Origin of the sequence: Streptomyces sp. NPDC058375 (genome assembly GCF_042723425.1) — a bacterium.
Lineage (GTDB): Bacteria > Actinomycetota > Actinomycetes > Streptomycetales > Streptomycetaceae > Streptomyces > Streptomyces durocortorensis.
Map to the genome: position 1 here is coordinate 997 of NZ_JBHXJG010000018.1, position 20,349 is coordinate 21,345.

The 20,349-nt window shown below is 73.0% G+C and carries 19 protein-coding genes; 9 read left to right on the forward strand and 10 right to left on the reverse strand.

All coding sequences use genetic code 11. The features are described from left to right. Window positions 1-30 precede the first annotated feature (30 nt). The 4 genes from ACFWM7_RS05210 to lnt all read left to right on the forward strand — a co-directional run bounded on the left by ACFWM7_RS05210 (window position 31) and on the right by lnt (window position 4,704). Window positions 31-1,119 (forward strand): ferric reductase-like transmembrane domain-containing protein, encoded by a 1,089-nt coding sequence (locus tag ACFWM7_RS05210; RefSeq protein ID WP_383255278.1) that lies wholly within the window; start codon window positions 31-33, stop codon window positions 1,117-1,119. Between the two features lie 43 nt (window positions 1,120-1,162). Beyond that, the gene (locus tag ACFWM7_RS05215) at window positions 1,163-2,032 is read left to right on the forward strand and encodes a universal stress protein (protein WP_383255279.1); all 870 of its coding nucleotides are present in this window, start codon (window positions 1,163-1,165) and stop codon (window positions 2,030-2,032) included. 70 nt (window positions 2,033-2,102) lie between these two features. Further along, window positions 2,103-2,615 carry a nuclear transport factor 2 family protein gene (locus tag ACFWM7_RS05220; protein WP_383255280.1) on the forward strand — a complete coding sequence of 171 codons (513 nt, stop codon included), beginning with the start codon at window positions 2,103-2,105 and terminating at the stop codon, window positions 2,613-2,615. 376 nt (window positions 2,616-2,991) lie between these two features. After that, window positions 2,992-4,704, forward strand: a complete 1,713-nt coding sequence (gene lnt, locus ACFWM7_RS05225) for an apolipoprotein N-acyltransferase (RefSeq protein WP_383255282.1) — start codon at window positions 2,992-2,994, stop codon at window positions 4,702-4,704. Here the strand turns inward: lnt and ACFWM7_RS05230 are convergent. Then, window positions 4,628-5,533 carry a Gfo/Idh/MocA family protein gene (locus ACFWM7_RS05230; RefSeq protein ID WP_383255283.1) on the reverse strand — a complete coding sequence of 302 codons (906 nt, stop codon included), beginning with the start codon at window positions 5,531-5,533 and terminating at the stop codon, window positions 4,628-4,630. The two genes, lnt and ACFWM7_RS05230, sit on opposite strands and share 77 nt — an antisense overlap. 143 nt (window positions 5,534-5,676) lie before the next feature. Between ACFWM7_RS05230 and ACFWM7_RS05235 the strand changes: the two genes are divergently transcribed. Then, window positions 5,677-6,189, forward strand: a complete 513-nt coding sequence (locus ACFWM7_RS05235) for a DinB family protein (RefSeq protein ID WP_383255284.1) — start codon at window positions 5,677-5,679, stop codon at window positions 6,187-6,189. A 152-nt stretch (window positions 6,190-6,341) separates the two neighbouring features. Continuing rightward, window positions 6,342-6,815, forward strand: a complete 474-nt coding sequence (locus ACFWM7_RS05240) for a hypothetical protein (RefSeq protein WP_383255286.1) — start codon at window positions 6,342-6,344, stop codon at window positions 6,813-6,815. Between the two features lie 56 nt (window positions 6,816-6,871). Here ACFWM7_RS05240 and ACFWM7_RS05245 read toward each other — a convergent pair whose 3' ends face one another. The 7 genes from ACFWM7_RS05245 to ACFWM7_RS05275 form a co-directional block, all read right to left on the reverse strand. Then, window positions 6,872-7,345, reverse strand: a complete 474-nt coding sequence (locus tag ACFWM7_RS05245) for a hypothetical protein (RefSeq protein ID WP_383255353.1) — start codon at window positions 7,343-7,345, stop codon at window positions 6,872-6,874. Between the two features lie 172 nt (window positions 7,346-7,517). After that, on the reverse strand, window positions 7,518-8,201 hold the full coding sequence (locus tag ACFWM7_RS05250; protein WP_383255287.1) for a uracil-DNA glycosylase: 684 nt from the start codon (window positions 8,199-8,201) through the stop codon (window positions 7,518-7,520). A 104-nt stretch (window positions 8,202-8,305) separates the two neighbouring features. Then, window positions 8,306-9,886, reverse strand: a complete 1,581-nt coding sequence (locus ACFWM7_RS05255; protein ID WP_383255289.1) for an ABC transporter substrate-binding protein — start codon at window positions 9,884-9,886, stop codon at window positions 8,306-8,308. Between the two features lie 118 nt (window positions 9,887-10,004). Then, window positions 10,005-10,760 (reverse strand): SDR family oxidoreductase, encoded by a 756-nt coding sequence (locus ACFWM7_RS05260; protein ID WP_383255291.1) that lies wholly within the window; start codon window positions 10,758-10,760, stop codon window positions 10,005-10,007. Window positions 10,761-10,791: 31 nt separating this feature from the next. After that, the gene (gene fabG, locus ACFWM7_RS05265; RefSeq protein WP_006122981.1) at window positions 10,792-11,553 is read right to left on the reverse strand and encodes a 3-oxoacyl-ACP reductase FabG; all 762 of its coding nucleotides are present in this window, start codon (window positions 11,551-11,553) and stop codon (window positions 10,792-10,794) included. A 259-nt stretch (window positions 11,554-11,812) separates the two neighbouring features. Next, the gene (locus ACFWM7_RS05270; protein WP_383255294.1) at window positions 11,813-12,196 is read right to left on the reverse strand and encodes a DUF3037 domain-containing protein; all 384 of its coding nucleotides are present in this window, start codon (window positions 12,194-12,196) and stop codon (window positions 11,813-11,815) included. Further along, on the reverse strand, window positions 12,193-13,074 hold the full coding sequence (locus ACFWM7_RS05275; RefSeq protein ID WP_383255296.1) for a HipA family kinase: 882 nt from the start codon (window positions 13,072-13,074) through the stop codon (window positions 12,193-12,195). The genes ACFWM7_RS05270 and ACFWM7_RS05275 overlap by 4 nt, the downstream gene beginning before the upstream one ends. Before the next feature lie 377 nt (window positions 13,075-13,451). On the opposite strand from ACFWM7_RS05275, the gene ACFWM7_RS05280 reads away from it, so the two are divergent. Further along, complete coding sequence (locus tag ACFWM7_RS05280) at window positions 13,452-16,961, forward strand: NB-ARC domain-containing protein (protein WP_383255298.1); 3,510 nt, start codon at window positions 13,452-13,454, stop codon at window positions 16,959-16,961. Window positions 16,962-17,187: 226 nt separating this feature from the next. Then, window positions 17,188-17,640 carry a Rieske (2Fe-2S) protein gene (locus ACFWM7_RS05285; RefSeq protein WP_383255299.1) on the forward strand — a complete coding sequence of 151 codons (453 nt, stop codon included), beginning with the start codon at window positions 17,188-17,190 and terminating at the stop codon, window positions 17,638-17,640. Here the strand turns inward: ACFWM7_RS05285 and ACFWM7_RS05290 are convergent. Beyond that, window positions 17,627-18,295, reverse strand: a complete 669-nt coding sequence (locus tag ACFWM7_RS05290) for a cysteine hydrolase (RefSeq protein ID WP_383255301.1) — start codon at window positions 18,293-18,295, stop codon at window positions 17,627-17,629. The genes ACFWM7_RS05285 and ACFWM7_RS05290 overlap by 14 nt on opposite strands. A 128-nt stretch (window positions 18,296-18,423) precedes the next feature. On the opposite strand from ACFWM7_RS05290, the gene ACFWM7_RS05295 reads away from it, so the two are divergent. Beyond that, window positions 18,424-18,894, forward strand: coding sequence for a pyridoxamine 5'-phosphate oxidase family protein (locus ACFWM7_RS05295; protein ID WP_383255303.1), 471 nt, complete (start codon window positions 18,424-18,426; stop codon window positions 18,892-18,894). Between the two features lie 115 nt (window positions 18,895-19,009). Here ACFWM7_RS05295 and ACFWM7_RS05300 read toward each other — a convergent pair whose 3' ends face one another. Next, a complete protein-coding gene (locus ACFWM7_RS05300; protein ID WP_383255306.1) occupies window positions 19,010-20,341 on the reverse strand; it encodes an aminotransferase class I/II-fold pyridoxal phosphate-dependent enzyme in 1,332 nt (443 codons plus the stop codon). Between the last annotated feature and the right edge of the window lie 8 nt (window positions 20,342-20,349).

Sequence of the window (20,349 nt, forward strand, 5' to 3'; positions counted from 1 at the left end):
TCCTCCGCTCCCCCGCCCCGAAGAGGCCGCATGACGAACCCGCCCCCCGCCCCCGAACCGGCAGCGGCCGCCCAGACGCCCCAAGGCTCCGCACCGGCCCCCGGCGCCGGATCCGAAGGCGGGTCAGAAGCCGTCACGGCCACGACCACGGCCGCCGAGGGCGTCGCACCCGACGGCGGCCAGGTCCCCGGCCCCCGACGGGCGGGAGAGCCGAGACGGCCGACGCTCCGCTCCGATCTGCGGGCCTCGTGGCCCGACGGCCTGGTGGCGCTCGTCATCACCGCGGCGGTCTTCGTCCTGCTCTACATACGCATCCGCAACAAGACCTCCTCCACGGTCACCGTGATGCCGTTCATGGCGGACGCGGGCGGCTTCTGGATGTACTTCCTCAGCCAGGCGTTCGGCTGGTCCGCCCTGCTCTGGGCCTGGGGCACCGTCATCCTCGGGCTGATGCTGTCCGGGCCCCGGCCGGGCCGACTGCCCCTGTCGGGCCCCCGGCTGGAACGTCTGCACCGCACCACCAGCCTCAACACCATGGCCCTGATCGCGGCCCACGCCCTCCTCTTCGCGGCCGAGTTGGTCCGGCACGACACGGCATCCTGGAACTCCGCGGTCGCCACCGCCTTCGTGGAGGCCTTCGTCCCCGGCGGCTACGACTCGGGGACCGGACGGATCGCCATGCCCATCGGCCAGGCGGCCCTGTACCTCGCGATCCCGCTGGGCCTGCTCTTCTACGTACGCCACCGCATCGGTCCCAAGACGTGGCGGGTCCTGCACCGCTTCGTGATCGTCGTCTACGTCCTGAGCGTCTGGCACACCCTGCTGTACGGGACCAACGTCTGGTACGACGGCTGGTTCCGCACCAGCGTCTGGCTGCTCCAGCTCCCGATCGCCGCGCTGCTGCTTCTGCGTCTGATGCGGCCCGCCCGCCGCTCCGAGAAGCTGCCCGGCCGACCCGCGACGACCGCGAAGGCCCGCACGGGGTGGGCGCTGCGGCTGGGCGGTCGGCTCGCGGCGGCGGCGATCGTGGCGGCGCTGGTCGCGGTCGTGGCCAGCGGCAGCGACGGCGGCCGCAGCCAGCCCCCGGAGGACACCTCCTCCACCCACAACCACGACTGACACGGCCGAGGGGCTGTCGGCCCGGCGACGTACGCTCGGAGGCATGACCACCAACGATCTTCCCGTGATCGCCGCCGTCGACGGCTCCACGCACAGTCGGCAGGCGCTCGACTGGGCCACCCGAGAAGCCGTGCGGCGCGGACTGCCGCTGCTGATCGTCCATGTCCGCCCGCTCACCCGGCAGGTCGACGAGGAGACCGGGCGGCGCGAGGCGGAGACGCTCCTGGCCGAGTCCGTACGCCGCAGCGCTCTCATCGCTCCGGAGCTGCGGCCGTCGACGCTGGCCCCGCTGGACTTCCCGTCGGCGGCGCTGGTCTCGCTGGGCCGGGACGCGTCGATGATCGTGGTCGGATCGCGTGGGCTCGGCGGTTTCCGCTCGCTGATGATCGGTTCCAACAGCCTCGCCACCGCGTCGATGGCGAGCTGCCCCGTCGTCGTCGTGCAGGACGACCGGCCGGAGGGGGACGACGACGGGGGTGCGGACGCGGACGCCTTCACCGACATCGTGGCGGGGGTGGCCGCCGACGAGAGCAGCGAGGCGGTCCTGGAGTTCGCCTTCGCCACCGCGGCCTCCCGGCCGGGCGCCCGGCTGCGGATCGTCCACGGCTGGACGATGTTCTCCTCGATGCTCGCCGGCGGCCCGGTCCTGGACCGGCAGGAGGCGGCGGGCTCGGCCGCCCGGACCCTGGCCGAGCTGACCTCGGGCTGGCACGAGAAGTACCCGCGGGTGGAGATCGTGCGGGAGCCGGTCAACGGTTCCGCCTCGCGCACCCTGGTGACCGCGTCGGCGACGGCGGCCCTGACGGTGATCGGCCGCCGCAAGGGCGGCGAGTCGTTGGGGCTCGGGCTGTCCCCGGTGGCCCAGACGGCGGTCACGCACGCGCTGGGACCGGTCGCCGTCGTCCCCTGCTGAGCCGGCACTCCGTGCGTCCGGTCGACGCCGACCTCTTGGCCTGGCGGGCGGCTTGACCGAGACTTGACCGATGACACAGCGTGTGGCACTCGCGACCGTGATGGACCGGCTGGCCATCGATGCGGTGATCACCGGGTACGCGGTGGCCGTCGACGACGGGGCCTGGTCGGACTACGGCGCCCTGTTCACCCCGGACGGCCGCGCGGACTACCGGGGCGCGGGCGGCGTGGAGGGCCCGGCCGAGGAGATCGCCCGGTGGCTGGAGGAGACGATGCGCCTCTTCCCCGTACGCCAGCACCTGATCGTCAACCGCCGGATCGACCTGGAGGACCTGGGCGGCTACACCGGCGACCGGGCCGAGGTGCGGGCCGACTACCTCAACCCGATGTGCCTGGCCCGGAAGGCGGCGAGCGGCTCGGGCGCGGACGCTGCGGGGCAGCCTGATTCCGGGCCGCCCGGCGGAGCCACACCCGACTTCGTGACCGGCGGCCGCTACACCTTCGAACTGCACCGCGCCGAGGCGGGCTGGCTGATCCGGACGGTCACCGTCCACGAGAAGTGGCGCCGGACGCCGGACGCGTAAGCGCCGGACGCGCGCCTGGTGCGTAGGCCCCGGACGCGCTCCTGACACCTAGGTCACCCCACGCTCCGGACGCGTAAGCACCAGGCCCGCACCGGGAAGGTAGGTCCCGGATCCCGGAGGCCGGGTGCGTAGGTCCCGCACGCCCCGGGCGCGTAAGCACCGAACCCGCGCCCGGGCACGAAGCCCCGGACGCCGGGCCCGCGGGGCCTGCCGTCGCACCGCCGTCGCCGCCCTCAGCGGCGCCGGGCCCGCCCGTCCGTGCCCCGCTCGGCCCGCGCCCTGTGTCCGGTGGGGATCACCTCCCCCACACTGGGTACCCAGGGGTCGACGCGGCGACGGCGGTCGCCCGCCCGCGCACGACCGAGGAGGGTACGGCATGCGAATCCGGGGCGGACGTCTCCCGGTCGGCCGGAACACGGCCGACGCCTCGGAAGGCAGCGCCCCCGGCGGCGGCACCCCCGGCGGCTCCTCCGGCGGCGGGCCGCCGGCGGCAGGCGGTCGGGACTCCACCGGCGCGGGGCCACTCTCGTCCCCCTGGGCCCGGGGCGCTGCGGCCCTGCTCGCCGGGACGCTGCCCGCGCTCGCCTTTCCCGCGCCCGGGCTCTGGTGGTTCGCCTACGTGGCGCTCGTCCCCTGGCTGTTGCTGATCCGCACGGCGCGCTCGCCGCGCCGGGCGGCGCTGGACGGGTGGATCGGCGGGATCGGGTTCGTCATCGCCGTGCACCACTGGCTGATGCCGAGCCTCCATGTCTTCATCGTGCTGCTGGCCGCCGTGCTCGGGTTGCTCTGGGCGCCCTGGGGGCTGCTGGTCTCCCGGCTGCTCGGCGGGGCGCCTTCCGCGCTGCGGGCCGTGGCCGCCGTGGTCGTCGTGCCCTCCGGGTGGCTGATGATCGAGCTGGTCCGGTCCTGGGAGGGCCTCGGCGGGCCCTGGGGGCTCCTCGGCGCGAGTCAGTGGGAGATCGCCCCCGCCCTGCGGGTCGCCTCGGTGGGCGGGGTGTGGCTGGTGAGTCTGCTGGTGCTGGCGGTGAACACCGGCGCGACCCTGCTGATCGCCGCTCCCCCCGCCCGTGCGACCGCCGTGGTCGCGCTCCTGGTGTGCGCCCTGTCCGTCACGGCGATGTGGGCCTGGGCGCCCCGGCCTTCGAGCGTCGGCACGGTCAGGATCGCCGTCGTGCAGCCGGGGGTCGTGGAGGGGGCGGGGAGCGTCGCGCGACGCCTCGACCGGGGCGAGGAGCTGACCCGTCCGCTGGCGGGCCGGGACGTGGACCTGGTGGTGTGGGGTGAGAGCAGTATCGGAGCCGGGGCCTGGGAGCGCCCGGAGACCGCGCGGCGGCTGGCGGAGCTGTCCCGTCTGGTCGGCGCTGATCTGCTGGTCAATGTGGACGCCCGGCAGACGGACGGCTCGGGGCGGTCGGGCATCTTCAAGTCGGCGGTGCTCGTCGGTCCCGGCGGGCCGACCGGGGACCGCTACGACAAGATGCGGCTTGTCCCGTTCGGCGAGTACGTCCCGGCCCGTTCCCTGCTGGGGTGGGCGACCTCGGTGGGCAAGGCGGCGGGCGAGGACCGGCTGCGCGGCGACCGACAGGTGGTGATGACCCTGCCGGACGGGGCGCGGGGGCTGCGGATCGGCCCGCTGGTCTGCTTCGAGACGGCGTTCCCCGACATGAGCCGCAGGCTGGTGCGCGACGGTGCGCAGGTGCTCGTCGCGCAGTCCGCCACCTCGACGTTCCAGGACAGCTGGGCCCCGGCCCAGCACGCGTCGCTGGGGGCGTTGCGGGCCGCCGAGAACGGCCGCCCGATGGTCCACTCCACGCTCACCGGGATCAGTGCGGCGTACGGGCCCCGGGGCGAGCGGGTGGGCCGCCCGCTGGGCACGGACGCGAGCGCTGCGGAGGTGTTCGACCTGCCGCTGGCCCGCGGGCAGACGCTCTACGGCAGGCTCGGCGACTGGCCGGTGTACGGGGCGTTCGCGGCGCTCGCCGCGCTGTGCGCCGTCGAGGGGCTGCGGGCTCTCAGGAGGCCTGCTCCAGGGCCTCCCGGACCACCCGCTCGCACAGCTCATGGGTCGCCAGGGCATCCCGGGCGCTGAGCGTCTCGCCCCGGCGCACGGCGTCGAGGAAGGCGTGCACGCAGGCCTCGATGCCGCGCTGCCGGGCCACGGGAACCCAGTCGCCGCGCCGCCGCACAGTGGGCTGGCCCTTGTGGTCGACGATGTCCGCGAGGTTGAGGACCTGACGCTTGGTGTCCTGGCCGGAGACTTCGAGGATCTCCTCGGTCGACCCGTTCAGCCGGTTCATCATGCCGATCGCGGTGAACCCGTCGCCGGACAGCTGGAGCACCACGTGGTGCATCAGACCGTCCACGATCCGGGCCCGCACGGTGGTGTGGTCGACGGTGCCCGGGGCCAGGAAGCGCAGGGTGTCGACGACGTGGATGAAGTCGTCGAGGATCATCGTCCGGGGGTCCTCGGGCAGCCCGACCCGGTTCTTCTGCATGAGGATCAACTCGCGGGGGTGCTCCGCGCACTGCGAGTAGCCCGGGGCGAACCGGCGGTTGAAGCCGACGGCGAGGCTGACGCCGCGTTCCTCGGCGAGGGTCACCAGCCGTTCGGACTCGGCGTACTCGTAGGCGATCGGCTTGTCGACATAGGTGGCGACGCCGGCGTCGAGGAGGCGTTCCACGATCTGCGGGTGCACGGCGGTCGGGGCGTGCACGAACGCCGCGTCCAGCCCGGCGTCCAGGAGGGAGTCGAGGGTCTCGTGACGGCCCTCGGCCGGAACGCGGTGGGCGTCGCCGACCGCCTGGAGCGTGGCGGGGGTACGGGTCTGCAGATGCGGTTCGACCCCCGGTACGGCGGTGAGCACCGGCAGGTACGCCTTCTGCGCGATATCGCCGAGCCCGATGCAACCGATCTTCACGAGGTCTCCCTGTCGCCGTGCCGCGCCGCTGTGCGCGGCTGTTCGCGCCCCGGCAGCATACGTCGCCACCACCTCGGCCCCTGCCGCCGGTCCGTTCATAAAACCCCTGGCCAGACCCATGATCATGGGTCATCATGCCCCTCATGACTTTTCCCGAACGCCCCGAACCCGCCATCGACGCCGCCGAACGCCCCATGCTGGAAGGCTGGCTGGACTACCACCGCCAGACGCTCCTCGTGAAGTGCGCGGGTCTCACGGACGCGCAGCTGCGCGAGGCGTCCGTGCCGCCCTCCGCGTTCACCCTGCTCGGCCTCGTACAGCATCTGGCGGAGGTGGAGCGCTACTGGTTCCGCGAGATCCTTGCGGGCGAGGAACTGCCGGACCTCTATTCCACCGAGGAGGACCCTGACGCGGACTTCCAGGTGTCGGAGACCGCCACCTGGGCCGAGACGGAGGCCGTCTGGCGGGCCGAGACGGCGGCGGCGCGCAGGAGCGCCGCCGCGTTCGGGCTGGACGACTTCTCCAAGGGCGTCGGTTCGGCGGGCAAACCGTTCAATCTGCGCTGGATATACACGCACATGATCGAGGAGTACGCCCGGCACAACGGCCACGCCGACCTGGTGCGCGAGCGCGTGGACGGCGCCACCGGGGTCTGAACGCCCCGTGTCACCGGCGAGTGCGGCCGGACACCGGTGGCACCGTCCCCCGGCGGCGCGGTCCGGGGCGCTGTGCTGACCGGGTCACTCGTGCGGGCCATTCCCGGCCCACCGCGCCCCCCGGGTCCGGTCCGCACCGCAGAGTTGCCCAGGTGCAGAGAACCAGAATCACCGCGAAACTCCTGGTCGGGTTAGCGGTCACCGCTGTCTCCGGATGCGTCTCGGTGGCGCCCGGGCCCATTCCTTCCCCGCGTCCGGAGGCCACCGGACCGGCCCAGGACGTCGCCCCGCAGATCGTGCAGCCCCCCGCCCGTGAGGCGCTGGAGGTCGTGCCGGATCCGAGCCGGCCGCCCGCCCGGCCGTCTTCCCCCGCGCCTCCGACCGCCGACTCCCCCGCAGAGGACCGGCGCGCCGGACCGGCGGGGGCCGCGCGCCCACGGGAGCGCGCGGACCCGCCCCGGCCCCGAACGCCCCTCCGGATCCCGGGTGTCCCGCCCGTCACCGCGCCCGCCCTGCCACGCGGCCCCGGCGGCGGCACGGACGTCTGCGCGCTCGGCCGGGGGTACGGCGGCTGGCCCGCGGGCAGCCCGCAGGCCCGCATCTGCTCGGAGACGTACGGCCGCTGACGCTCTCCTGCCACCGGGGCCTCGCGGGGGCCGGGCCCTCGCGGGGCCCCGGTGGGTCACTGCTCCCGCAGGCGGAGCTCCAGGCGGTCGATGGCGGCGCGGATGCCGCCGCCGTACCCGTCGTCCGCGAGCGATACGGCCGCGGCGCGGGCCCGCTGGAGGTGGATACGGGCGGAGTCGGGGCGCTGGAGCTTGAGGTAGTCCGCCGCGAGGTTGAGGTGCAGCGAGGGGTAGAACGCCCGGACGGCGGGAATGTCCCGGTGCTCCGCGGCCCGACCGCCGCCCGCCCCCTCGGCAGCCGTCAGGGCGCGCAGATCCCAGGCCAGCTCGTCGCCGGGGTCGTCCTGGGTGTCGGCCATGTAGTGCGCGAGGGTGCAGCGGTGCAGGGCGTCGCCGTCCGCTCCTAGCTCCGACCAGAGCGCGCCGAAGCGCTTGCGGGCCTCCTCCCGGTCACCTCCGTGGAGCAGCATGATGGCCTGGCCGATTCTGGTCATGACGGCGTCGTCGGACGCCTCCTGCTGCTCCACCACTGCGGTCTCCTCGTCGCCCGTCCAGCCGGTCACCGTCCGTCGGTCCCGACGCTAACGCCGGGCTTCCGCATAACCGGTCAGACACGGGCTTGGGGGTGTCTTGCCGATCAGGGCGCGCGAGCCCGGCCTGATCAGCAAGACATTCCTAGGGGCTGTCCCGCCGAAGAACCCGTCAGCCGAGGTCGGGGATCCGCCAGTCGATCGGCTGGTGCCCCTGGGCGGCCACGGCCTCGTTGATCTGCGTGAAGGGGCGGGAGCCGAAGAACTTCTTCGCCGACAGCGGCGAGGGGTGCGCGCCCTTCACCACCACATGGCGCTCCTCGTCGATCAGGGGGAGCTTCTTCTGCGCGTAGTTGCCCCAGAGCACGAAGACCGCCGGGTCGGGCCGGTCGGCGACCGCGCGGATCACGGCGTCGGTGATCTTCTCCCAGCCCTTGCCCTTGTGGGAGTTGGCCTCGCCGCCGCGCACGGTGAGCACGGCGTTGAGCAGCAGGACGCCTTGCTCGGCCCACGGCATCAGATAGCCGTTGTCCGGGATGGGCAGGCCCAGCTCCTGCTGGATCTCCTTGTAGATGTTGCGCAGCGACGGAGGCGTCTTGACGCCGGGCCGCACGGAGAAGCAGAGCCCGTGCCCCTGGCCCTCGCCGTGGTAGGGGTCCTGGCCGAGGACGAGGACCTTGACCTTCTCGTACGGCGTGGCGTCCAGGGCCGCGAAGACCTGCTCGCGCGGGGGATACACCGGTCCCTTGGCCCGCTCCTCCTCGACGAAGTCCGCCAGCTCCTTGACGTACGGCTTCTGCAGTTCTTCGCCGAGGACGCCGCGCCAGGGCTCGGGCAGCAGGTCGATATCGGTCACGTCCACAACCTCCGGTGAGCAACAGGTTCTTGATCCCAGAACCTACCGGTCACCACTGACAACGGGCCTCCGAGGAGGCCCGTCGTCATTCTCCCTGCCAGGCCCTACCAGCTGGCCTTGCGGTACAGCTCCCACATCTGCATGACGGTCTGCGGGTCGAGTGCCCGCTCGCCGCCGCCGATGTCCTCGCCCGCGGCGACGTACAGCTTGCCCTGCCACAGCGGCAGCAGGCGGACGTCATTGACGAGGATCTCCTGGGCCCGCTCGAACTGCTTGCTGACCGCGCCCCGGTCGCTCTCCTGCCGTGAGGCGGGGATCAGCTGCTGGGTGATCTCCTTGTTGATGTACGGGCTGCCGGTGACGGGCTCCTGGCCCACGAACGGGGCGACGAAGTTGTCGGGGTCCGGGAAGTCGGGGAACCAGCCGCGGCCGAAGACCGGGTACTCGCCCTTGTTGAAGCCTTCCTGGAACTTCTGCCAGGGCTCGCCCCGTAGCGTGATCTTGAACAGTCCGGAGGCCTCCAGCTGCCGCTTGAGCTCCTCGAACTCGGGCTCCGTGGCGGAGCCGTAGCGGTCGGTGGTGTACCAGAAGGTCATCTTCACGGGCTCGGTGATACCGGCCCCGGAGAGGATGCTCTGCGCCTTCTTCACATCCGGGTCGCCGAAGGTGTCGAAGAAGCTCGTGGTGTGTCCGGCGATGCCCTTGGGGATCATGGAGTAGAGGGGCTCGGCGGTGCCCCGGTAGACCTTCTCGACCAGCGCGTCACGGTCGACGACATGGGCGATGGCCTTGCGGACGGCGGGGTTCGCGGCGGCCGGGTCCTTCGGGTTGAAGACCAGGAAGCGGATGTCGGCGCCGGTGCTCTCGACAATCTGGAGGCCGGCGTTGTCGTCCTTGTTGTCCTCCAGGCTGACGACCTCCTCGGCGGTCAGACCCCGGTAGGTGGCGTCGATCTCGTCGGCCTTGAGCGCGCTCACCATGTCCGCGGACTTCTCGAAGTAGCGGATGGTGACCGCGTCGTTCTTCCGGTTGGCGAAGCCCTTGTAGTCCGGGTTCTTCTTGAGCTCGGCGGTCTTCCGGCCCTCGTAGGACTCCAGGAGGTACGGGCCGGAGCCGGTGACCTTGCCGTCGTCGCGGATCTTGTCCTTGCGGTAGTCGCCGGGGGCGACGAGCGACATGGCGGGCGTGGCCAGGATGAACGGGAACGTGGCGTCGGACTTGTTCAGGTGGAAGACGACCGTGTCGTCGCCCTTGGTCTCGATCCGGTCCAGCGAGCCGAGCATCCCGGCCGGCCCACCCTTGAAGTGGATGTCCACGATGCGGTCGATGGAGTACTTCACGGCTTCGGCGTCGAGCTTCTCGCCGTTGGAGAACTTGAGGTTCTTCTTGAGCGTGCACCGGTACGCCATGCTCGTGGCGTCGGTGAACTTGCAGGATTCCGCCGCGTCCGGCTCCGGGCTCGTGCTGCCGGTGGGGAAGCTCACCAGGGTCTGGTAAACGTTCCGCATCAATTCCCAGGAACCGTCCCAGGCCGCCGCCGGATCGAGTGTGGACGGGGAGCTGGTCGTCCCGACGGTTATCTTCTGGTCCGTTTCCGATCCGCTGTCGGAAAGGAGACCGCAGCCGGCCAGCAGAGAAAGGGAAGCTAGGGCTGCAGCAGCCTGCAGACTGGCCCGGTAGAACACGTGCACGCTCCTCGATCAGCCATGGGTCGGCAGACCATACCGCAGCGCCCCACCAGGTCAATCCGCTGACCCGGCGGGGCACTTGACTCAATCGGGGCCAAATCGGTCCAGGCCGCGCTCAGCCCACGCCCGCGTTGAGGAAAATTCCGCCGTCGACCACGAGGGTCTGCCCGGTGATCCAGTCGGACTGCGCTGAGGTCAGGAAGGCCGCCGCACCCCCGATGTCCTCGGGCACACCGAGCCGGCCCAGCGGGTAGGCGGCGGCCGCCTCCGCTTCGCGTCCCTCGTAGAGGGCCTCGGCGAACTTCGTCTTGACCACGGCCGGGGCGATCGCGTTGACCCGGACGACCGGGGCGAACTCGTGCGCCAGCTGGGCGGTCAGGTTGATCATGGCCGCCTTGGACATCCCGTACGCGCCGATGAACGGCGAGGGGGCGACGCCCGCGACGGAGGCGATGTTGACGATCGCCCCGCCGTTCTCCTTCTGCCAGGCCTTCCAGGTCTGCTGGGCGAACCCGAGCGCCGAGATCACATTGGTCTCGTAGACCTTGCGGGCCACGTTGAGGTCGAGCTCCGCCATGGGCCCGAAGACCGGATTCGTCCCGGCGTTGTTGACCAGGTAGTCGACCCGGCCGAACGCCTCCATGGAGCGCTCGACCGCCGCCGCCTGGTGGGCCTCGTCGTGGGCCTTGCCCGCGATGCCGACCACCCGGTCGGAGCCGAGCCGCTCCACGGCTTCCTTCAGGGCGTCCTCGCCCCGCCCGGTGATGACCACCCGGTCGCCGCGGGCGACGAACGCCTCGGCGATCCCGTAGCCGATGCCCCTGCTGGCGCCCGTGATGAGGGCGACCTTTCCGCTGTCCTGCACCGTCATGATGTCCGCTGCCCTTCGGATCGGTTCGGGATCAGTTGAGGGGTCCGCCGGCCACGTACATGACCTGGCCGGAGACGAAGCCCGCGTCGTCGCCCGCGAAGAAGGCGATGGCGTTCGCGACGTCCTCGGGACGGCCGACGCGCTGGACCGGGATCTGGGTGGCGGCCGCCGCCTGGAACTCCTCGAAGCCCATGCCGACGCGCTCGGCGGTCTGCGCGGTCATCTCGGTGACGATGAAACCGGGCGCGACGGCGTTGGCGGTGACGCCGAACTTGCCGAGCTCCTTGGCGAGCGTCTTGGTGAGGCCCTGGAGCCCCGCCTTGACCGCGGAGTAGTTGGCCTGGCCCCGGTTGCCGAGGGCCGAGGAGGAGGAGAGCGAGACGATCCGGCCGAACTTGGCCTCGACCATGTGGGCCTGGACGGCCTTCGCCATCAGGAACGCACCCTTGAGGTGCACGTTCATCACGATGTCCCAGTCGGACTCGCTCATCTTGAACAGCAGGTTGTCGCGGAGCACGCCCGCGTTGTTCACGAGGATCGTCGGCGCGCCCAGCTCGGCGGCGACCCGCGCGACGGCGGCTTCCACCTGACCGGCGTCCGACACGTCGCAGCCGACGGCGAGCGCGGTGCCCCCGGCGGCGGTGATCTTCTCGACCGTGTCCTTGCAGGCCGCCTCGTCGAGATCGAGTACGGCGACGGCACGGCCCTCGGCCGCGAGGCGTACGGCGGTGGCGGCGCCGATGCCCCGTGCCGCTCCCGTCACGATGGCGACGCGCTGCTCAGTGGTGGACATGCTTGGTTCTCCTCGCCCTTTGGATAGCGGCTCAGCGGACATCGGAGCGTTTCCCCGCCGGTCCCTGCCCATCCCTGACAGTCCCCGGCAGTCCCTGACAGGGAGACTCCCGATTGCTGAGCAACCGCTTAGTACCTTCAGCAGTCGAGACGCTAGAAGCCCTGGCACCCGGTGTCAACGGCGCACGCCCCGGCGGGCCGCACGTCACACCGGGCGGGAGCACCCGCCGTTGTGCCGCGAAGGTCCGCCGGGGCGCGGATCAGCGCACGAGGAGGTCGAGCAGCCGTTCCACCTCACCGGCCGGGTCGGTGGTCAGCCCGCTGTGCACCGCGCCGGGCTGGACGACCGTGGAGCGCGGGGCGATCAGCCAGCGGAACCGCCGTCCGGCGTCGTCGCCCGCCGCCTGGCCGGCCCCTTCACCACCGCCGCAGACCCCTTCGACGGCGCGCAGGGCGGCCCGCACCCCGACGACGTCGGCATGCGGGTCCAGCGCCTTCAGCTTCGCCTCGTCGAGGTGCGTCCGGGCGGCCACGAACGAGTGGGCCCGGCAGTAGACGAGCACCCCGGCGTTGAAGCGCTCCCCCCGCTCGACCCGTGGCACGACGCGCAGCAGCGCGTACTCGAAGACATCGCGCCGCGTCATCGGCCGGCCTCCTCGCCGGTACGGGCGGCTGCCGCGGCGCGGTCGTCGCCCGCGGCCCCCTTCGGCCGGGGCGGCAGGCGCTCGGTGAGCCAGCCCGGGGCCTGGGAGGGCCGGGTCGCGGTCGGCGCGTCCAGCGTGATCCGCTCATGGATGGTGGCGGCCCGCGCGAGCAGCGGTGCGACGTAGGCCCGGCGCACCTCGTCGGCGGAGTCGAAGCCGGGCTCGTCGGCCAGCCACACGTCCGGCACATCGGCGGCGACCTCGGTGAGCAACTCCTCGGTGACCAGCGGGGCGAGCTCGGCGGCAGCGGCGGCGATGTCCGGCCCGAAGGGGGCCAGGACGTGGTCGGATGCGTTGTACGGCTTGGCGGCGGAGGCCTGGGCGCCCGGCCAGTTGTGGTGCCAGATCATGGTGGCGCCGTGGTCGATGAGCCAGAGGTCGCCGTGCCAGACGAGCAGGTTGGGGTTGCGCCAGGAGCGGTCCACGTTGTTGATCAGCGCGTCGAACCAGACGATCCGCCCGGCCTCGGCCGCCCCGACCTCGTAGGCCAGCGGGTCGAACCCGAACGAGCCCGGCAGGTAGTCCATCCCGAGGTTCAAGCCGCCGCTCGCCTTGAGCAGCTCCTGCACCTCCTGGTCCGGCTCGGCCAGCCCGATGACCGGGTCCAGCTCGATGGTCACCAGCTCCGGCACCCGCAGCCCGAGCCGACGGCCCAGCTCGCCGCAGATGACCTCGGCGACGAGGGTCTTGCGGCCCTGTCCGGCACCGGTGAACTTCATGACGTACGTGCCGAGGTCGTCGGCCTCGACGATCCCGGGGAGCGACCCGCCCTCACGCAGGGGCGTGACATAGCGGGTCGCTACGACTTCTTCCAGCACTTTCCCAGGTCACCCATCTCTTCGGCTCTCTTCGGCCTTACCCTCCGCGGACGGACGGCCTCTCCTGGACGCGGAGGCAGGCATCACCGGCCGACGGCGCTGGGGGAGCATCTGCGGAGTCTCGGGCGACGAGCCGGCCCCCCACTCCCCCGGGCAGGCCGTCGACGGTGCCGCGCCCCTCGCTGCCGGCTTCCGGCATGAAGTGAGCATAGTAACCGAGGGTGATCGGTACCAGCGGGGTCGGTGCCCGGGGCGACGGTCGGCGTCGGTGCCCGGGACGAGACGGCCGGCGTCCCGGGCTGGACTTGCCGCCACCGGCTGACACCTGCCTCGCGCCCTGGCTATCGTCAGGGCACGTCGGGACAGGGAGGTGGCCCGTGCGCGGTGCCGTCAAGGGCGCATCGCTCGCCGGAATCGCGGCCGCCGTGGCCGTACTGGCCTCGCTCGCGGCCAACGCCGCCACGTCGCAGGACCGTTGGCCCAGCGTGCTCGACCGCGTCCGGCAGCAGCCCTGGTGGTGGGTCGCCGGACTCGCCGTCGCCGCGATCCTCGTGGCCGTCGTCCTGGCCTGGCGGCAGGAGCGGCCCGCCGCGGCCGGTGGCGATCCGCCCACCCCGTCCGCGCAGACCGTTCCGGACTGGGTGATCGACCGCACCGAACGGACCCGCACCGTCAAAGCGGTGTGCCGTACCCGGCGCGGCAGTCGTACCGTCGCCATCACGACCGCCCTCGACGGCGCCGGCGGCTTCGGCAAGACGGTCCTCGCCCGGGCGGTGGCCGCGAGTCCGCGCGTACGGCGGCACTTCCGCGGCCGGATCTACGTCGTCACGATCGGCCGTGACGTGCGCGGCCGGGCGGCGATCGCCGCCAAGGTGGCGGAGGCCACCCGCTTCGTCACCGGCGACACGACGGCCTTCGACGACCCGGGACTGGCGGGCGACCACCTCGGCCGGCTCCTCGACCACCGTCCCCGCACCCTGCTCCTCCTCGACGACGTCTGGGACGCCGAACAGCTGGCCCCCTTCCTGCGCGGCGGCTCCCGGTGCGTCCGCCTCGTCACCACGCGGGTTCCCGGCGCCCTGCCGCGCGGCACCGAACGCGTCCGCGTCGACCAGATGTCCCCCGACCAGGCCCGCGCGGTCCTCACCTGGGACCTGCCCGCGCTCCCCGAACCCCTCGTCCGCGACCTCCTGGAGGCGACCGGACGCTGGGCCCTGCTCCTGCGCCTCACCAACCGGCTGATCAGCAGCCGGATCGCCACCGGCAGCGATCCGGAGGACGCGGCGGCGGAGACCCTGCGCGGGCTCGTCGCGCACGGCCCCGCCGTGGTCGACTCCGACCCGGCCACGCTCGACCTGGACGACCCGGCCCGCCGCGCCCAGGCCGTCCGGGCCACGGTGGAGGCGGCCCGGACCCTGCTGCCGCCCGCCGGTGGCCGGCGCCTCGGGGAGCTGTCCGTCTTCGCGGAGGACGAGTCGATCCCCGTCCCGCTGATCGCCCGCCTGTGGGCGGCAACGGGCGGTCTGACGGAGGACGAGAGCCGTACGCTCTGCGCCGCGTTCGACCAGCTCTCGCTCATCTCGCTCACCCCTGACCACGGCGGCCGCGTAGCGATCCACGACGTGCTCCGCGACTATCTGCAGAAGGAGTTGGGCACACCGGCCGCGACCGCACTGCACGGCACGCTCGCCGACGCCTTCGGTCCCAGCCCCTGGCAGTCGTCCGAGGGATACGTGCTCGACCACGCCATCGAGCACCTGCTTGCCGCAGGGCGGACGGATGACGCGGAGCGCGTCGCGAGCGACCTGCGCTGGATCGAGGCCCGACTTGACCAGCACGGCCCCCTGGCGGCCTGGGCCGACCTGTTCGACGTCCCCACGGGGCACGCGGCCCGGCTCGCCGACGACCTCACCCGCACCGCCCATCTCCTCACCCCGACCAACCCTCCCGAGCTCCTGACGAACGTCCTGTACAGCCGCCTGGCGTCGCTGCCGCTGTGGCTCGACAGGGTCGCGGCACGGCAGGCCGCCCACGAGATCGAGGGCCGACCGCTGCTGCGCAACCGCGCTGCCCCGCCGGACCTGCCCGAACCGGCGCTGCTCCGCACCTTCCTCGGCCGCACCGGACCCGTGTGGTCCCTGGGGGTCCGGTCCGACGGCAGGTCGCTCGTCGCCGTCGCAGCCGACGGGATGGCCCGGGGGCTCGACCCGGAGAGCGGCGGCGATTTCACCCTGGACGTCCGGGGACCCGGACGCTTCAGGGTCCTCGCGGTCGCCCCGTGCGGCACCCAGCTGGTGACGGGCGGGCCGGGCCGTACCTTCCACACCTGGACCCTTGACCGGGCCACCCCGCCGATGCGGACCCTCGGGCCGGTCGGAGGCCGCAGGGCGTCGGTGCGGGCCCTGGCGGCCTCCAGGAGCCGGATCGCGGTCGTCGCCACGGACGGCACTCTGGAGGTGTGGGACTGGGCCGGGAACCACCTCGCCGGGAACGTCCAGCAGAGTGACGAGCACACCTGTGTGGCGTTCTCCCCCGACGGTGTGTGGCTGGCCGTCGGCAGCCGCCGACAAGTCCGGCTGATGTCCGGGGACCTCGCCCGGGTGCAGGACCGCGGATCCACCGACGGCGCTCCGGTGAACGCCATCGCCATCGCGCCGGACGGCAGCTGGATCGTCTCGGCCGAGGCGAACGGCGTTCTGCAGATCTGGGACGAGACGCCGCCCCACGACAGGTCGCGGATCTCCGCGCACCAAGGCCCCGCCACCGCGGTGGCCATCTCGCCGGACGGCACATGGCTGGCCAGCGGCGGCGAGGACGGCACCGCCGCGGTCTGGGACCGGCGGACACGGGAGTGCCGCGCCCGCTACACCGCCCACAACGGCCCGGTCCACGCCGTCGCGGTCACACCGGACGGCCGCCGGGTCATCAGCACCGGGGAGGACGGAACGGTCCGGGTCTGGGACAGCAGAGGGCCCGAGCGAATCCGCTCCGGCGACGGCGAGGGCATGCGAACGGTCACCAGCGTCGGCGACGCCGGGCGGCTGGCCGTCGCCCACCGCGACGGAAGCACGCGGCTCTGCGACCACTACGGTGACACCTGGAGCAACCCTCTGTCGTCCCGTCAGGGGGAGTACCGAGGGCCGGTCGCTTTTGCGCCGGACGGCAGGTGGTACGGGGCGGGCCACCTGCTCGGTGTCGAGATCCGGACCATCGACCAGCCGGTGGCCGTGGACCCCGCCGTCCTTCCGCTGGGCCCCTCGACCACCGCGCAGGCTCTCGCCGTCGCCCCCGACAGCAGTTGGCTCGCCGTCGGGGACTCCGCCGGAGCGCTCCAGCTGTGGAACCGTCTCTCGGAGACCCGGACCGCCACCGTACCGGGCCCGTGGGGTGCCGAAAGCCGGGCGCACACCCTTGTCGTCGCGCCCGACGGGACCTGGCTGGCCGTGCTGCGCCACCGGTCCGGCCGGACCGGTACCGAGTCCCTGGTGCAGGTGGTTCGTCTCGCGGGGGACCGCGCCCCCGCCCACCACCCGGTCCAGATCCGGCTCAGCGAGAAACTCACCGGCCTCGCGGTCACGCCCGACGGCAGCCGCCTCCTCACCACGTCCCTGAGCGGAGAGGTCAGCCAGTGGGATCCGCTCGCCGGCGAACGCCTGTCCACCGTCGTCGACCCGGACGGCCCCGTCAACGGCCTCTCCGTCTCCCCCGACGGCAGGTGGATCGCCACCGCCGGCTCCATGCTCCGCGTCTGGGACGCCGTCGACGACCGGACCGTCGCCGGTGTCCGCGCCGAGACGCCATTGACTTCCTGCGCCTGGCTGCCCTTCGGCCGCGGTCTCGTCGCCGTCGGTGAACGCGGCCTGTACTCCCATGAGTTCTGGCCCTGAGGTCGCGTCCTCGGGGGCACCGAGCCGGACGGAGATCGTCCGTCAGCCGCCCGAGGGGGCCGGCGAGGACGGCTCGGGGGACCTGGCGCACATCTCGCCGTATTCGGGATACCCGGGACAGGCCACCGGTGTACGGCGCGGCCGTCGGCGTGAACATCGCGGTCGCGGGGCACGTACCTCTGACCGACGTGCCCGAGACGGGGACACCGACGAAGGGAATGCCGCGATGAGCGCAACGCAGGAGCACCGGAGCCTGCTCGGACGCCGTACGGTCGTCGCCGCGGTGGGAGCGGCGGGAGCGGCTGCCGCCCTCACCGCGTGCGGCGGATCGGACGACGCGGGAGGCTCCGACACGGTCGAGCAGCCCGGGAGCGGGGGCGACAAGCAGGGCGGTGCGGTGCTCGCCGCCACCGCCGACATTCCGGAGGGCGGCGGAGTGGTCTTCGCGCAACAGAAAGTCGTGGTGACCCAGCCGAAACCGGGCGAGTTCAAGGCGTTCTCGTCCACGTGCACCCACCAGGGCTGCGCGGTCAAGGACGTCTCGGCCGGAACGATCACCTGCCCCTGCCACAACTCCACCTTCGACGCCGCCACGGGCAGCCCGACCGGCGGGCCCGCCACGCAGCCGCTGCCCGCCCGTGAGATCACCGTCGAGGGCGACTCGATCAGGCTGGCGTAGCCGCCCCCTGCCTGCGCGGCCGCTTCCAGTTGCCGAGGACCGCGTCCGTCGTGGTGACGGTGGCGACCAGGGCGAGGGTGTTACGGACCATGGCGGGGGTGTACTCGGCGGGCACCCCCGCGATGGCGTCGGCCGGGACGACGGCCGTGTAGCCGAGGTTGACCGCGTCGAAGACGGCGTTGGGGACGGCGATGTTGGCCGATACGCCGGTGACGACGAGCGTGCGGCAGCCGAGGTTGCGCAGCAGCGGGTCGACGTCGGTGCCGGCCAGGGGCGACAGTCCGTGCAGCCGGCGGACGACGAGGTCCTCGTCGGCCACCTCGATGGGGGGCGCGACCCGGACGGCGGTGCTGCCGGTGTGCTGCTGGACGGGCAGCCGGGCGGCGGCGTGGAAGAGCCGGGCGTTGCGGTTGCCGCCGCGACCGTCGGGGCGGCTCTCGGCGACCGCGTGCATCACCTGGACGCCGCTTTCGTGGGCGGCGGCGACGAGACGGGCGATGTTGGGCAGCGCGCCCGACGAGCGGGCGATGGCGGCGAGTTCGGGCAGAGCGCTGTCCGGCCCCACGACGCCCTGCTGGCACTCGACGGTCAGCAGGACGGTGGTGGCGGGGTCGAGCAGCGCGGCGAGCCGCTCGTGTGATTGCCTCGACGGCACGGGCACTCCTGTCCTGGGGACGGGTTTCGCGGGCGGGCCGGGCGCGCGAGAGTAGCGGCCATTGCTTCACGAAGGAAGAGCGTCCATGATTTCTGACACCCAGTCAGACAGCGGCGGAGAGGGCGACCATGACCGACACCCAGCGACGAGGCCGCCGGATCATGATGACGCCCGAGGAGCGGGACGCCTTCCTCACCGAACAGCGCACCTGCCGGGTGGCGACGCTCGGCCCGGACGGCGCACCGCACATCGGAGCGCTGTGGTTCGTCTGGCACGGCGGCTCCCTCTGGCTGTACTCGATCACGCGCAGCCTGCGCTGGTCCCAGCTGCGCAAGGACGCCAGGATCGCCGTGGTCGTGGACGACGGCGAAGGGTACGGGGAGCTGCGCGGGGTGGAGCTGACCGGCCGGGCGGAGTTCGTCGGCGAGACGCCCCGCACGGGCGAACCCTGCCCCGAACTCGTCGAGCCGGAGCGGCTGTTCCCCGTGAAGTATTTCGGTATGACGGAGATGCCGCACGACGGACGGCACGCGTGGCTGCGGCTCACCCCGGAGAAGCTCACCTCCTGGGACTTCCGCAAGCTCGCCGACCTCACCTGAGCCCGGGCCGGCGCCCTGGCCGTCCTCGTCGGGGCGGCCCTCACCCAGAGCCGCCCCCGCCGGGTCGCCGCAGCGGAACCGGAGGGACAGGCGCCCGGAGCGCACCCTGCCCGTCTCAGCCGTAGCTGACCGGCCGCGCCGGCCCCGCGGCGGCGGCCACCGCGTCCGCCAGGGGCCCGATGTCCGCCTCGGTCAACGGGGAGACGGTGAGCCGCACCGCCTGGGGGGTGTCCAGCCGGAAGCGGGCGCCCGGGGCCACCGCCCAGCCCGCGTGGAGCAGCCGGGTGACGGCCCCGGTCTCGTCGCTCACGGGCACCCACACGTTCATCCCGCTGCGGCCGCGGGCGACCACGCCGCGCTCCGCGAGGGCGTGGACGAGGGCGTCCCGGCGGCCGGCGTAGGACCGGGACACCGCACGGGTGTCGACGGCGCCCGAAGTCCACAGCTGGAGCACGGCGCGCTGGAGCAGCCGGCTGACCCAGCCGGGGCCGAGCCGCTGCCGCCCCGCCACCCGGTCGACCGTGACGGCGTCCCCGGTGAGCGTGGCGACCCGCAGATCCGGGCCGTACGCCTTGGCCGCCGAGCGGATGAAGGCCCAGTGGGCCGTCGCCCCGGCCAGCGGATGCAGCGGCAGGTCGACGATGGCGTGCCCGTGGTCGTCCTCGATCAGCAGCACCTCGGGATGGCGGGCGAGGACCGCGCGAAGCTCCCCGGCGCGCCGGGCGTCCAGCGACGCACCGGTCGGGTTCTGCGCCCGGCAGGTGACGACGAGGGCCCGCGCCCCGGCCCGCAGCGCCCGCTCCACATCAGCGGCCAGCGGACCGGAGTCATCCACCCCGACCGGTACGGCACGGAGCCCCAGCGCCGGTACGAGGTCGAGCACGCTGCCCCAGCCGGGATCCTCCACCGCCACCGCGTCGCCCGGCCTCAGGTGCGCCGCGAGGACCCGCTCGATCGCGTCCAGGGCGCCGGACGTCACGGCGAGCGGCCCGGCGGGCACCCCGTCGGCGTCCATCGCGGCACGGGCGTACGCGGCGAACTCGGCGACCACCGGGGGCTGCCCGTACAGACCGTGGCTCTCCGCGTCGGCAGCCGCGGCCGCGGCGAGGGCCGGCCCGAGGTCGGGGAGCAGCTCCGGATCGGGATTGCCCTCACCGAGGTCCCGGACGCCCGGCGGCGCCTCGATCCGCAGGGATCCGCGCGAGGTGCTGGCCGGGGCGGGCCGCACCCGGCTCCCCCGGCGGCCCGCTGTCTCGATCACCCCGCGCTCGCGCAGCGTCCGGTAGGCGGCCGCGACGGTATTGGGGTTGACCTCCAGGCTCGCGGCCAACTCCCGCATGGGGGGCAGCACATGGCCCGGCGGGAGGTCTCCGGAGCCGACCCCGCGCTCGATGCTGGCGGCAATCTCCGATGCGCGCCGCCCACTGATCCGATACTCTCCTAGCACAAACGATA